Source organism: Streptomyces sp. NPDC104814, assembly GCF_055583185.1.
Genome location: NZ_JBVJOL010000009.1, coordinates 47,816 through 62,605 on the forward strand (window position 1 = coordinate 47,816; position 14,790 = coordinate 62,605).

General features: G+C 74.1%; 4 protein-coding genes (1 of these 4 running past the window's edge). All 4 read right to left on the bottom strand.

Features of this window, described 5'->3' with window-relative positions; genetic code table 11:
- Tightly spaced (each overlapping or abutting the next), the 4 genes in view from ACZ64A_RS26875 to ACZ64A_RS26890 form a layout consistent with a single transcriptional unit that may run on beyond the window.
- A complete protein-coding gene (locus tag ACZ64A_RS26875; RefSeq protein ID WP_469813853.1) occupies positions 1–1,245 on the bottom strand; it encodes a hydroxymethylglutaryl-CoA synthase family protein in 1,245 nt (414 codons plus the stop codon).
- The gene (locus ACZ64A_RS26880; protein WP_469813854.1) at positions 1,242–1,502 is read right to left on the bottom strand and encodes an acyl carrier protein; all 261 of its coding nucleotides are present in this window, start codon (positions 1,500–1,502) and stop codon (positions 1,242–1,244) included. Before ACZ64A_RS26880 ends, ACZ64A_RS26875 begins: the two co-directional genes overlap by 4 nt.
- Complete coding sequence (locus ACZ64A_RS26885; protein ID WP_469813855.1) at positions 1,499–2,458, bottom strand: LnmK family bifunctional acyltransferase/decarboxylase; 960 nt, start codon at positions 2,456–2,458, stop codon at positions 1,499–1,501. Before ACZ64A_RS26885 ends, ACZ64A_RS26880 begins: the two co-directional genes overlap by 4 nt.
- Positions 2,455–14,790: the 3' portion of an SDR family NAD(P)-dependent oxidoreductase gene (locus tag ACZ64A_RS26890; protein WP_469813857.1), read on the bottom strand. Its footprint extends 10,557 nt past the window's final position; only the last 12,336 of its 22,893 coding nucleotides appear in the window; the start codon falls outside the window, past its right edge; the stop codon is at positions 2,455–2,457. Before ACZ64A_RS26890 ends, ACZ64A_RS26885 begins: the two co-directional genes overlap by 4 nt.

Here is a 14,790-nt window from a genome sequence, read left to right on the forward strand (position 1 = left end):
TCAGCGCCACGCGTACTGCCGGTGGTAGTCCTTGACCCCGGTGAAGGTGAGGATCTGCGGGCGGTCGCCGACCTGGGCGAGCAGGTACTCCCAGGGCGCCGGGTCCACGGTCCGGTTCTCCACCGGCACCAGGCACTCCAGGTTGTGCTCGAGGACCGCCAGGTACTCCTCGAAGGTGAGGCGGACCCGGGCGTCGAGATGCTTGCCGATGCCCAGTTCGGCGACGGCCGCGGCCGACCGCTCGTCGACGACCCCGCTGAAGAACTCCGAGGAGCAGCCGGAGCCGTAGGAGAACAGCCCCACCCGGCGCGGCGAGGTCACCACGCCCGAGTCCAGCAGGCTGGCCAGCGCCAGATAGACCGACCCCGAGCACAGATTGCCGACCGTGCCCGGATAGTTCAGCGACGGGGCGACGCGGCGCGCGAAGTCCTCGTCGATCAGGGCGCCCGCGACCCCCTGCTCGCGCATCATCTTGCGGTGCCCGGCCCGCACCAGGCCCGCGAACGGGGTGTGCATGACGAGGTGGTCGAAGTCGCGGGTGAAGTCGACGCCGGTGACCCGCGACGCGTAGTCGGCGTACGCGTTCTTCAGACAGTCCAGGTAGGCGAACAGCGAACGGTCGACGTCCGCGATGTCGAAGCGCGGGGAGGGCCGCGCGGAGTCCAGGGTCTCGTAGCTGTAGTTGCCGAACGCGCCGAAGTCCACGGTCATCACCCGGGGCCTGTCGCTCAGCAGCATCGCCGCCGCCCCGTGCCCGGCGGCCGGCTCGGAGTACTCGGCCTTGTCGTCGACGACCGCCACGTCCGTGGCGATGACCAGGGCCTTCGCCCCGGGCGAGATCCCGGAGGCGAGATAGCCCAGGGCCGTCTGCACCGCCGCGGTCGCCCCGAAGCAGGCCTGCTTGACCTCGATGAGCCGGCAGTGCCGGTTCAGGCCCAGGTATTTGTGGACGTACGACGTCAGGGACTTGCTGTAGTCGACGCCCGACTCCGTGGACGTCACGACGAGTTCGATCCGGTCGCGTTCCTCCTGCGGCAGGGCCTCTATGAGGGGCCGGGCGGCGTTGACGGCGTTGGTGACGGGGTCCTCGATCGGCAGGCCGATGGAGCGCTCCGACATCATCAGGTTGCCGATGCGGTCCGGGTCGAGTCCGCGGCCCGCGAAGAGGTCGGCGGCGCTCAGGCGGGCCAGGCCGCACCACACGTTCAGGGCCTCGATGCCGTAGGCCGGTGCGTTCTCGCTCATCGCCGCGCTCCGCTCAGGAAGTCGATGAGGCTCTCGATGTCGGGCAGGTCGCTGAACGCGGACATCGGGGCGTCGACCCCGGTGCGGTCCATCAGCGCGGCGATGATCTCCACACGGTCCACCGAGTCGGCGCCCAGGTCCTTCAGGTGCCGGTGGCCGCCGATGAGGGCGGGGTCCACTCCGGGCAGGATCTCGGTGACGACCTCGCGGACGAGACGGGCCGTCTCCTGCCGGATGTCCGTCGGTGCCTGGGTCATGCTGCTTCCTCCGAATCGTGCGCGTCGTGCAGGACGTGCAGGGTGCTGATGGCGATGACACGGCCGCTGTCCCGGTCGCGGATGACGACGTCGACCAGTTCCTCGCCGGGGTCCGTGGTGCTGACCCGGGCCCGGGCACCGAGGATCAGGACCGAGTCGAGGTCGGCGTTGCCGAGGTAACACATCTGCTGGTCGACGACCGTCCGGCGCAGGAAGGCCCGGTCGGAGCGGCCGCGCAGGCGCCACAGCGCCAGGGCGGCCTTGTCGACCATGGAGAAGTACGAGGCGAAGTAGAGCAGCCCCACCCCGTTGACGTCGCGGATGATGTCCACCGGGTGCTCGACCTCGACGGTGCCCGGCAGCGGGCGGAACGCCGGGTCGGCCGGGTCGCGGAAGGTGTGCGCCTCACGGGCCGCCCGGTACACCGCGCGCGGCGAGTGGGCGGCGGGCAGCTGCGGCAGCCCGTCGTTGCGGAAGCCCGGGGGCGAGGACTTCACCAGCCCCTCGTTGCTGCCCGGCGCGGAACGGGTCACCCAGCGGTTGAAGTTCTCCACGTACAGCGACCCGTCGCGCGGGCGCTCGTAGAACTCCGTCAGATCCAGCGGGCGTTCGGCGTCGGGAGCGCCGGCGCGGTCGATGCGGTGCAGGGTGAGGACGGACTCGGTGCCGTGGTCGTAGCAGCCCGAGGTCACCGTGAGCCGGTCGCCGAAGGTGAGCGCACCGGGGTGCAGCGAGCGCCCGCCGCGCACCCGGAAGTAGTAGAACGCCAGGTAGGTGGGGTTGCCGGAGGCGTCACGCGCGGAGAACACGTCGGTGTCGCACAGGGCGCTGACGGTCTCCCAGGTCCAGTCGCCGAGCTGGCCGACGAACAGCGATCCGGGACCGCACATGCCGGGCCGTACCGTGACCGTCCGGGTGATCTCGGGGCCGACGCCGAGCGGTGAGGTGAGGGTCATGCCGGGAACTCCTCGAGGAAGGCGGTCAGAACGGTGTTGAACTCCTGCGCGCTCGACAGGCTCGGGAAGTGGCCGGCGTCGGCCACCTCGTGGTAGCGGGCGTCGGGGATGGCGCCGTGCAGCAGGTGGGCGGTCTTCTGCGGGATGACCGTGTCGTGCCGGCCCTGGACGATCAGCGTCGGCACGGCGATGTCGCCGAGCCTGCTCAGCAGATCGGGCGCCGCGGCGAACACGTCGAGATACCGCAGGCCGGTCTGCGGGTCCATGGACTCGCAGCGCAGCAGCAGCCGTTCGTAGCCCTCGCGTTCACGGTCGAGCCGCTGCGAACCGCTGTGCGCCTGCACCCGGTCGAAGTCCTCACCGGCCACCAGCGCCAGCCGGTTGACCTCACCGGCCCGGTTGCCGAGCTTGTACGAGCTGCCGATCAGGGTCAGCGAAGCGGTGGAGTGCGGGTGGCGCAGTGCGAACGTCTGGGCGGTGATGCCGCCGAAGGACGCGCCCGCCACGTGCACGGTGCCGTCGATGCCGAGCCGGCGCAGCACCCGCAGGTTCAGGTCGGCGATGCCCTCGTAGGTGAGGTCCTCGCAGGCGGTGGTGGCGCCGACACCGGGGTGGTGCACCACGATCACCCGGTAGCGGTCGCTGAGCGCCGCGAACTGGGGCCCGAACAGACCGGCGCCGATGTTGAACGGCAGCATCATCAGCAGCGTGGGACCCTCACCGCTGGTGAACACCTCCACGTCGCCGCCGCCTTCTCCCTGCGGCATCCGCAGCACCAGCCGTTCCACGGCCCGGTGGTGTTCGCGCAGCACCGTCCAGTTGTCGTTCTCGGCGGTGTGGCCCTCGGCCATCGCCTCCCGGATGTCGTCGGGCACCCCGTCCACCGGGTGGTACGACGCCAGGGCGGCGGGCCCCTCCCCGGCGGCGCGCAGCAGCTCGGGGATCGCCGGGCGAGCGGCGAACAGCGAGGTCAGCCGGGCGGTGATCTCCTCGGCGTCCTCATGGCCGAGCCCGACGGGCAGCGCCAGGCGCACCAGTGCCGACGTGCCGGGAGCACCGTCGAGGTGGGCGGCGGCGCGAATGCCGGTGTGCAGGTACAGCCAGGCCAGGAACGCGGGCACGGGGTGTTCGTGTCCGGCCAGCGCCGGCACGCGTGCGGTGTCGAGCAGGACGCAGTGGGTGCTCGCGCCGTCGACGGCGGGGGCGCCGGCCGCGGCCAGGGCCTGCCGCAGCGCGGCCACCTGCCGCACCCGTTCACCGGTCGCCGACGCCGCCCAGTCCAGGTCCTCCAGGGCGGTGGCCGCGAGCGCCCGGGTGGCCCGGCCGGTCTCGGGGCCCCGCAGGGCGAGGCGTTCACGCAGGTGGTGGGCGACGGCCGGGTCGTCGGTGGCGACGACACCGCCGCCGTCGACGCCGAAGTCCTTCGAGAGGCTGATGGTGACGCTGTCGGCCAGGGAGAGCATCTCGCGGGCCACGTCCAGCGGATCACGACCCTGCTGGCCGCTCTCGTGCGCGGCGATCAGCGACGCGTTGTCGAGGACGCGGGTGGCGTCCAGGACGAGCGGCACGCCGTGGGCGTCCGCGGCCCGGCGGATGCCGGCGAGGTTGTGCAGGCTGATCGCCGCCCCGCCGTGGGCGTTGTTGGCGACCTCCACGCACAGGAACGCGAGCTGCCCGGCGTGCTCGGTGAGCAGGCCGTCGAGGTGATCCAGGTCCAGGTCCCCGCGGAAGACGCCGTCGTCAGCGGCGGCCGCGCGCCGGGTCTGAACGGGCGTGAACCCGTGGTCGAGGTGGCTGAAGTACCAGGTGGGGAAGAGCGAGTTGTGCACGACGACGCCCTGCCGGGGCCAGGCCCGGCACAGCGCGGCCTCGGCGGCCCGTCCCGAGCCGGTGACCAGCACACAGGAGAACGGCAGCAGGTCCAGGTCCTCGAGGGTGTGGCCCACGGACCGGCCTGCGGCCCGGGCGTGCAGCTCGGCCGTCCTGGCGCGCACGGACGGGTGGTCCAGCTCCGCCCAGGAGTCGGTGATCAGGTCGAACTCGACGGCCGCGGAGTCCAGGTGGAGCGGGTTCCAGCCGTGCGCGGACAGCTGCCGCTCACGGTCCCGGGTGCCGGGGAGGACCGCCGGGGCCACCGTGTCACCGGAGGCCGGCCGGGGGGCCGGGACGGCGGTGGCGGGCCGGGGGGCCGGTGCCGCGGGGGCGGTGGCCGGCCGCGGAGCCGGGGTGGCCGGGGCGGTGGGAGAGGGCTGCGCGGCCGGGGCCGGCGGGGTGGCCCGGGGGGCACGGTCGCCGTTGACGTCCGGGTTGGCGATCATCAGGATCAGCCGGGAGACGTCGGTGCGCTCCGCGTCCGCGGGCTGGCACAGATACAGCGGCAGGTTCGTCGTACGGAACTTGTTCTTGAACCGCAGATTGCCGTCACCGGTGAAGATGCCGCGCGAGCGCAGATCGGTGAGCGCCGCCTCGGCCTCCGGCGCCGCGTTGGGCGACTCGCAGACCTTGGCACCGAAGCTGCCGCCGAAGCTGAAGACGGTGCAGCCCTCCGCCGCCGTCTGCTCGATGATCTTCACCACGGTGTAGTCGAGGCTGCCCAGCGGGGCGTCCTCCGGGTAGAACTCGAGGTCGAGCAGGTACCCCTCCTCGGAGGGGATCTTCGTGACGATGACCGCGCTGACCATCCGCTCGTCCAGATGGGTCAGGAACATCCGGTGACGGGCGGCGAGGATGCCGCGCGCTATCTCGTCCCGGACCGTGGACACGTACGGGTTCACCATCTCCTTCGCCGCGGCCCACCGGTCGATCAGGGTGGTGATCTCCTGGTCGGTGCGCGGGTCCGAGCCGACGGTGTACTCCGTGGTCCGGCACGCGCCCGCCTTCTCGAACTTGCGGACCATGTAGCGCAGCCGCTGCATCGGGCCGCCCTCCAGGCTGAAGTCCGCGATGTCGTCCAGGCGTTGCAGCGCCCCGAAGGGGGTCGCCGTGAACCGGACCCCGTCCACCTCCTCCAGGCGGATCAGCGAGACGATGTTGGGCGCCAGACCGTGCTCCTGGCCGTAGCGGACGAACTCCGCGGCCAGCGAGGGCATCTCCTCGCTCGGGCCGACGTAGCTCCAGGTGAGCATCGCGTCGTCACGGACGGAGAAGTTGAAGTACGAGGTGCGCGCGGCGCCCAGGAAGATCAGCGGGGCGATGTCGCGCCCGGGCAGACCTCCCTCGCGGCCGTGGGCGGCCTCCAGTGCGGCCACCGCCGCGGCGATCTCCGGCTGCCCGGCGAGAGCCGTCTTCTCCACGACCAGCGCACCCTCGTGCGACGGCTCCACGGTCACGGGCCGCGGGCCGGGGCGGTCCTGCGGCGCGGCTGCCAGGCGGCGGGCCGCGTCAGGGCCGTGCGTCTCGGCGAGATGGGCGGCGAGCGCATCGATGGTGGGGTGGTCGAAGAGCAGGGTCTTGCGCAGCGCACCGAAGCCCCGCTCCAGGGCGGCGATCACCCGCAGCATGTCGAAGGAGCTGAAGCCGTTGTCGGTGAAGCTCAGAAGGGGGTCGACGGCACGGCCGATCTCGCCCTCGACGTACGCGAGGAGCACGTCCTCCAACCGCCCGGGGGACTCCTGCGCGACCTCGGCGGAGCCGGTCCCGGCGGGGACGGGTTCGGTGGGGCCGGTCCCGGTGGCCGCCGGCGCCGGGGCGTGCGGGGCGTGCGGGGCGTCCTGGGCGGGGGAATCGACCAGGGGGGCGACGAAGTCGGTGAGTTTGCGGACGGTGTCGTAGTTGTAGAGCTCGGCGGCCTTCAGCTCCAGGCCGAAGGTCTCGTTCAGCGTGCGGACGAGGTCCATGCGGTAGATGGAGTCGAGCCCCAGCTCGCCGAACGGGGCGTCGTCCTCGATGTCCTCGGACGGCGTTCCCAGGATCTGGGACAGCTCACCGCGCAGCACCGCGACGACGGCGGCGTCGGACGCGCCGGCCGCGGCCGGCGGCCGGGCCGGTTCGCCGGCCGGGACCGGAGCGGGCGCGGCGGCCGCCGGTGCCGGCGGGGGCGTCTGCACCGGAGCGGGCGGCGGGGGAACGGTCGCCGCGGTGGTCCCGGCGGCCGTGCCCGGCCGGACGCTGACCGGCGCCATGAGCCGGATCCTCGGTCCGCCACGGGTGGGACGCGGCTCGCTGCGGGCTGTCATGAAGGCCTCCTTGTCGGAGCCGGAAGGGGAAGCGGAACCGCCCGGCCGGCCGGCCACGCCGGTGGCGGTCACGGGAGCGGTGGGAGGGGTCGGAGCGGCCTGCGGACGCGCGGCCACTGCCGGGCGGGGCGTTGCAGCGGCCTGCGGGCGGGTCACCACGGCCGAGGTGCCTGCGGCCGCGGCACCGCTGACGGTCGTGTCACGTGCGGCCGCGGCGGAGAGGCCGTCCCGCGCCGCGCGGGCGCCGGCCGTGGCGGTGGCCACCGCCGGTGACGTGGCAGCCGGCGCGGCCGCCGTCTCCGCGCCGGTCTCCGGTGCGCGGAACCAGTGGCGGGTACGGGCGAAGGGGGCCGTGGGCAGCGGGACCCGGCCCGGAACCGACGGCCACTTCAGGTGCCAGGGGACCTCGGCCCCCTCGCACCAGGCCTTGCGCAGCAGCGCGGGGTCCTCGTCGCCGCGTACGGCCGGTGCGTCGCGCCGGGCGGTTCCGGTCTGCGCGTCCTCGGGCAGTTCCCCGGCGGCGTACCGCTCTAGCGCGCGGATCAGCTCCTCGCGGTCGCGGACCTCGACGGCGAAGCGGTGCCGGTGCGCGGTCCGCCCCGTCTGCAGGGTGTACGCCACCCGGGCGAGGTCGGCCTCCGGCGTACGTGCCAGATGTTCGGCCAGACGGCCCGCGTAGGCACGCAGGTCGTCCGGGTCGCCCGCCGACAACGGCACGGTGTGCGCCGCGAACTCCTGCACCGCGGGCGCGGTCCGCGCCGGGCGGGCCTCCAGCACGACGTGCGCGTTGGAACCGCCGAAGCCGAAGGAACTGACCCCGGCCCGCAGCACCGGCCGGCCGTCGGAGGTGAGCGCCGGTTCCCAGGGCCTGCTGCGGTCGTTGACCCGGAAGGGCGTGCCGTCCAGCCGCAGATAGGGGTTGAGCCGCCGCAGGTGCAGGCTGGCCGGCAGCACCCGGTGGCGCATCGCCTGCACCACCTTGATCACACCGGCGATCCCGGCGGCCGTCTCCAGATGCCCGATGTTCGTCTTCACCGCGCCGACGGCGATCCGGCCGGTGTCCGGCACGGGCTCGCCCCGCTCTTCGTGCAGGGCGGTGAACGCCTTCTTCAGGCCCTCGATCTCGACCGGGTCGCCGAGCCGGGTGCCGGTGCCGTGCGCCTCGACGCAGGTGATGGTGCCGGGTTCGATGCCCGCGTCGCGTACGGCCGCGGCCACCACCCGGGCCTGGGACTCGGGGTTGGGCGCGGTGAGCGAGTTGCTGCGGCCACCGTGGTTGACGGCGCTGCCCCGCACCACCGCGTAGACGTGGTCGCCGTCCGCCTCGGCCCGGGCCAGCGGCTTCAGCAGCACCGCGCCGACGCCCTCACCGCGCACGTATCCGTCGGCGTCGGCGTCGAAGGTCTTGCAGCGCCCGTCCGGGCTGAGCATGCCCGACTGGCGGAACGACTCCAGCAGCCCGGGGGTGAGGATGACGTTGACACCGCCGGCGACGGCCAGGTCGCACTCGCCGTCCCGCAGGGCGCGCACGGCCCGGTGGATGGCGACCAGCGAGCTGGAGCAGGCGGTGTCGACGGCCTCGCTGGGGCCGTGCAGGTCCAGCAGGTAGGACACCCGGTTGGCCAGGACGGAGTGGGCGATGCCGGTGGCGGTGTGCGCCTGCACCGGTACGCCGCTCTGCTTGAGCAACTCGTCGTAGTCATGGGTGGCGACACCGACGAACAGGCCGCACGACGTGCCCGCGAGGTCGGCCGGGCGGTAGCCGGCGTCCTCGAAGACCCGCCACGACGTCTGCAGGAACAGCCGCTGCTGCGGGTCCATCAGGGCGGCCTCGTTGGGCGCGATGCCGAACAGCTTGGCGTCGAAGGTGTCGACGGAGTCCAGGAAACCGCCGACCAGGTCCCGGGTGGCCGGGTTCGCGCGGATCGCGGTGCGGTCCTCGGGCACCGGCCGCACCAGGTCGTCGCCCGCCACCAGGTGCTCCCAGAAGGCGTCGGCGTCCTGCGAGCCGGGGAACGTCCCGGCGATGCCGACGACGGCGATCTCCATGCGCTCGTCGCCCCCCGCGCCGGCCGCGACCGGCACCGGGTGCGCCGCGACCTCACCACGGGTCACCTCGCCGCCGGTCACCGCCTCACCGGACACCGGGGCCGGGGCGGGCACCTCCGGCACGGGGGCCGGGGCGGGCACCTCGGACACCGGGGCCGGTGCGGGCGCCTCGGCCTGCGGGGCAGCGGCGTTCGCCTCCCGCGCCGCGTCCGGGCCGGCGGTGACGGCCATCGCGGCGACGGGAGTCCGCCTCGGCCCGTAGTGCCGTGCCAGCTCGCCGGCGTGGTGCTCGGTCAGGTACCCGGCGAAGGAGACGAGGTCCGGGCACTCGAAGAGCACCGTGGGCAGCAGGTCGAGGCCGAAACGCTCGTTGACCTTGTTCACCAGCTCGGTGAGGGTGATCGAGTCGAAGCCCAGCTCCAGCAGTTCGGCGGTGACATCGACCTCGGAGGGGTCCACCAGCAGGAACCCGGAGGCCAGCTCACGGGCCTCCCGCTCCACCAGCTCCCGCAGCACCGCCGGGTCCAGGGCCGGCTGCTCCCCGCCCTGGGCGGTGTCCGGGACCGGCGCGGCCGGGGCCGCCGCGGGCCGCCGCCGTACCGGCGACTCCACGACGCACAGCGCGGTCACGTCGGCGGCGAGCGCGCGGACGAACGCCTCCAGGCCCGCCCGGGTGCTCAGCGGCACCATGTCGAAGGCGCGGGCGAACAGTTCCCGGGTGGCGTCGTCCACGGTCATGCCGCCGTCGGCCCACAGCGGCCAGCCGATGGACAGGCTGCGTCCCGAGCGGGCGCCGGCCGCACGCTGAGCGTCACGGCGGGCGGCGAAGGCGTTGAGGAACGCGTTGGCGTACGCGTAGTCGGCCTGCCCCGGATTGCCCGACTCACCGGACATCGACGAGAACACGACGAAGAAGTCCAGGGGCTGGTCCGCCGTCGCCTCGTCCAGGTGCACGGTCCCCCGCACCTTGGGTGCGAGCACCTCCTGGACCTCCCGCGCCGTCTTCTTCACGGCGCGGGCGTCCCGGGTGACACCCGCGGAGTGCAGCACACCGCGCAGCGGCCCGAACTCCGCGGTGACGGACGCCACCAGCTCCGCCAGGGACCGGGCGTCGGTGAGGTCGGCGCACCGGTGCACCACCCGGACCCCGTCGCCGTCGAGCTCCTCGATGCGGCGGGCGGCGTCCCCGCTCGGCCGGGAACGGCTGACCAGCACGATCGTGCCGCCGTCCGTGGACCGCTCGGCGAGGTACGCGGCGAAGTGCAGACCGAGCGCACCCGCGCCGCCCGTGATCAGGTACGTGCCGCCCGCGCGGGGCGCGAAGTCGCACAGCCCCGCGGCCGGCGGCTCGAACGGCTCCAGGTTCTTCTCGGTGCGCACACCGGCGTCGTCGTAGGCGACCTCGGCGGCACCGGACCGTACGGCGCGCAGCTCCCAGAGGACCGCGTCCGTGCCGTCGCCGGCCGGGAGTTGTACGCGCACACCGCCGAACGTGCTGTGCTCCAGGGCCAGGGTGCGCAGCGTGGCGCCGACGGCGGTGTGCACCGGCTCCGCGCCCCGCGCGCCCACGCGGTGGGCGAAGACCACCCGCAGCGACGGGCGCCCGGGCCGCCCCAGGACCGCAGCGGCGGACCACAGGACGAACGGCAGGACCGGGGTGGCGTCGCCCAGCGGCAGAGCGGGAGCGTCGGCGAGATGGACGACGGCGTCCGGCAGCAGCCCGCGCCCGGCGAGGTCGTCCATCAGCCGTGCGTGCTCGGCGGGGTCGCCGCCGGGCAGGGTGTACACGAGGTGGGGACCGGCGTCGTCGCGGGCGAAGGCCGGCCCGTCGGTCGCGCAGACCACGGTGCTGCCGGCGGCGGTCAGCCGCCCGGCGAGCGCCTGCCGCTCCGCGCTGTCCGCGCCGCAGAGCAGCACGGTGGCGGGCAGCGGACCCTGCTCCGGCAGCGGCGCGGTGCTCCACGCCGGGGCCAGGTAGCGGGTGCGGGTCGGGGCAGGGCCGGCCCCGTGACGCGGCGCGATCTCGAGGCCGTCGACGGCCTGCAGGACGCGGCCGCCACCGTCGGCGAGCCGGATGTCGAAGCGGCGCCGCCCGTCCGCGGCGCCCTCGGCGGGCACTTCACGGATGTACGCCCAGCAGTCCGCGGGCAGCGAGCCGTGGGCCCGCACCTCGTGGATGCCGACGGGCAGATACGACTCCTCCGCCGCGCACAGGTTCGAGACGGCCTGCAGAGCACCGTCCAGCAGCGCCGGGTGCAGCGCGTACGCCGGACCCGAACGGCGCATCAGCCGACTCAGGCTCAGCCGGGCCAGACACTCCCCGCTGCCCGTCCACAGGCCCGCGACGCTGCGCAGCGGACGCCCGTACTCCAGGCCCGCGGCCGCGAACGCGTCGTAGAAGGAGCAGAGGTCGACACGGCCGGCCAGGCGCTCCCGCAGCGCGGCCAGGTCGAGGCTCCCGTCCTCGGCACCGGCGCCGTCGGCGAGGGTGCCCCGGGCCACGGTGGTCCCGGACGGACCGCCCGCGGTGATCCGGAACGCGGTGCCGGAGGCGTTCTCGGTGAACCCGATGGTCACCTGCTCGACGCCCGCGTCCAGGTTGACGGGGGTCTGCCAGCGTACGGAGCCGAGCCGGAAGGGGAAGGTCAGACCGGCGTCGCCGCGCGCATCCGGACAGGCCTCCCGGGCCAGCTCCAGCAGCGCCACTCCGGGCACCCAGCGGGCACCGGAGATCCTGTGGTGCGCGGCGAGCGCGAGCGCAGGGTGATGGACCCGCCGCTCGACGGTGACACCGGCCGCGCCATCGGACTCGTCGTCCTCGACGGCACCGACGGACGGCGCACCCGCCGCCTCGTACGCGCCGACCCCGACGGGGGGCTGCGGGGCGAACGACGCGGGGTCCGCGCCCGTTGTGGGTGCGGGCTGGTGGGCGGGCGGTGCGCTGTCGTGTTCGGTGCCGGCCGGCGAAACGCCCGTGTCGTCGAGGGCACCGGCGTGGCCGGCGTCCGCGGCCGCGGGCTGCGGGGCGACGGGCGCCGGTCCGGGGCCCGCCGTGGTGGCGCCTTCGGTGGGCGCAGCCGTGGGCACCGTGGCCAGGGCGGGCACGTGCCGCTCCGGCGACGCGGTGTCCATGGGCTCGGGGGCGGGCAGCGTGCGCGCCGCGCCGTCCCCGGCCTCCGGGCCCGAGGGCGCCAGGTGGTGCGGGTCGGACGTGATCCAGTGGCGGCTGCGGTGGAAGGGGTACGTCGGGAAGGCGACCTTGCGCACGGGTCCCGCCGTGTCGGCGGCACGCCAGTCGACGCGGCCGCCGAGCGTCCAGTGCTCCGCCGGCTCCGCCCACCTGCGGACAGCCAAGGCGGCGGCCAGCTCCTCGGCGCCGAGACCGCTTCCGGAGCCGTCCTTGCGGGCCGTGGCGGTGACCACGCCCTCGCCCGGGTCGCCGGTCTCCGCGAAGTGCCGCAGGCGCGCGGCGAGTTCGGCGTGGGTCGACGCGGTCACCGCCAGCCGTTCGGGCAGCTCACGCCGTCCCACCCGGCTGGTGTGCGCCAGGTCGGCGAGCGGAACCCGCGCGCCCGTGGGACCGGCGACGAAGTCGGCGACGCGCCCGGCGTAACGGCCCAGCGTCTCGCGGTCCAGCGCCGAGAGCAGGAACAGCTCCGGCTCCGCGGCGGCGGCCCGGCCCTCGCGCGGGTCCTCCGGCTCCGCTCCGGTGTACTCCTCGAGCACCATGTGTACGTTCGCTCCTCCCGCTCCGAACGAGCTGATTCCGGCCCGCAGCGGCCAGGTGCGCTCCACCCCGTCCACGCGGGCCACCGGGCGCTCCCAGGCCGCGGCGACGCGCTGCGGCCGGAACGGCGAGCCCGCGAAGTCGATCTTCGGGTTGGGCTTGTCCAGGTGGATGGTGGGCGCCAGGGTGCGGTGCTTGAGCTGCAGCAGCACCTTGGTGACGGCGGCGATCCCGGCCGCGCCCTCCAGATGACCGATGTTCGACTTCACCGAACCGACGGCGCAGTAGCCGTCGTCGGTGGCGCCCTCGGCGCGGAACGCCTTGGTCAGACCGCCCAGTTCGATGGGGTCGCCGAGCGCGGTACCGGTGCCGTGGGTCTCCACGTAGGACACCGTGCGCGGGTGGACTCCCGAGCGGCGCAGCGTCTGCCGCACCAGCCGGGCCTGGGCGTTGGGGTTGGGCACGGTGTAACCGCTCACCTTGCCGCCGGCGTTGCTGAAGGCACCCTTGATGACGCCCCAGACGGTGTCGCCGTCGGCCTCGGCCTGGGCGAGCGGCTTGAGCAGCACGGCGCCCGCGCCCTCACCGGGCACGAACCCGTCGGCGCCCTCGTCGAACACCCGGCAGGCGTCCGCCGACGACAGCATGTTGCGCGCGCACAGGGCCGCGAAGTGGGCGGGGTGCAGGATCAGGTTCGTGCCGCCCGCGACCGCCATCCGGCACTCACCGCGCCGCAGGCTCTCGCAGGCCAGCTGGATGGCGCTGAGCGCGGAGGAACAGGCGGAGTCGACGGCGAGGCTCGGGCCTTGCAGGTCGAAGGTGTAGGAGACCCGGTTGGCCAGGGACCAGTACGCGGAGTGGCCGGTGGCGTAACGGCCCTCGGGCCAGTCGGCGGCGGCGGCGAGCAGACCGTACTCGCCGTACATCAGCCCGGCGAAGACACCGGTCTGCGGTTCGTGCGTGTACGTGCCGAGGTAGCCGGCCGTCTCCAGCAGCTCCCAGCAGGTCTCCAGGAACAGCCGCTCCTGCGGGTCGATGTCGGCGGCGTCGCGCGGCAGGATGCCGAAGAGCGGGGCGTCGAACATCTCGATGTTCTCGATGAAGCCGCCCCAGCGGCTGTAGCTGCGGTGCTTGCGGTTCTTGTCCGCGTCGAAGTTGCGCCGCCAGTCCCAGCGTTCGCCGGGGATCTCGGTGATGCAGCTGCGGCCCTCGGAGAGGTTGCGCCAGAACGCCTCCAGGTCGGGTGAGCCGGGGTAGCGGCCCACGACACCGATGACGGCGATGTCCAGCGCACCGGCCGGATCGTCCGCGGGTACGGCCCGCACCACGGGCCGCGGCGCGGCCTGGGCCGTCACCGCCGCCGCGGCGCCGTTCACCGGCGGCGTGGCGACGGCCGGCCCGGCCGGTACGTGCGACGAGGACCCGGCCGCCGGTTCCGCCGTGGTGGCGGTGGCCTCGGCCGCGGCCGTCCCGGCCGGCGCCTCCGACGAAGCACCGGCAGTCCCGGCCGTCCCGGCGGTCGCCGCGGTATCGGTGTCGGCCGCCGTGGCCGGTGCGGTCCCCTCCGCACGGGGCGCGTTCACCGTCTGCGGTGCTCCGCCCACCACGTCCGCGAGCCGCGCAGCGTGCTCGGCGATCAGGTACTCGGTCAGGCTGTCGATGCTGGTGTGCTCGAACAGCAGCGTCTGCGGCAGATCGCCCAGGTCGCGCTCCAGGCGGTCGACGATGTTGAGACTGACCAGCGAGTCGACGCCGAAGGTCTCCAAGGTGGCCGCCGGATCCAGGTCCTCGGTCCGGTACTTGAGCACCTCGGCGAACACCCCGGTCACATACGACCGCACGGACGCCGCCGACGGCTGCTCCCCGGCCCTCAGCGGCCCCGGGGCCGCCCCGTCCTCGGCGGGCCGCTCCGCCACGACCAGGGACTGCTCCAGGTCGTCGGCGGGCGTGCCGGGCAGGCCGCGCGTGCGCACCGGGCGCAGTCCGGCCGCCTCGGCCACCTGGCGCCACTGCACGGGGGCGAGCAGCGGCGAGTGCGGAAGCCTGCACTCCTCGTCCTCGTACATCCACCAGCCGGTGGTCAGGCCGAAGGTGAGGGTGAGGAACTCCGAGAAGCGGGTGATCTCGTTGACGAGCACCAGGCCGCCCGGCCGCAGCAGGGTGCGGATGTTGCGCAGGGTCCGCTCGATGTCCGGCGTGGCGTGCAGCACGTGGGTGCCGAGCACCACGTCGTAGGTGCCGGCCTCGAAGCCCTGCTCCAGCGGGTCACGGGAGATGTCCAGGGTCTGGAAGGCGAGCTGCGGGAAGGTCGGGCCGAACTCCCGCTCGCCGTGGCGCAGGAACGCGGGGGAGATGTCGGTGTAGCAGTAGTGGGCGTCCGC

What these genes read in the sequence shown, in the direction of transcription:
- ACZ64A_RS26875 (WP_469813853.1), bottom strand. Translation starts at nt 1,245, where the DNA reads ATGAGCGAGAACGCACCGGCCTACGGCATCGAGGCCCTGAACGTGTGG.
- ACZ64A_RS26880 (WP_469813854.1), bottom strand. Translation starts at nt 1,502, where the DNA reads ATGACCCAGGCACCGACGGACATCCGGCAGGAGACGGCCCGTCTCGTC.
- ACZ64A_RS26885 (WP_469813855.1), bottom strand. Translation starts at nt 2,458, where the DNA reads ATGACCCTCACCTCACCGCTCGGCGTCGGCCCCGAGATCACCCGGACG.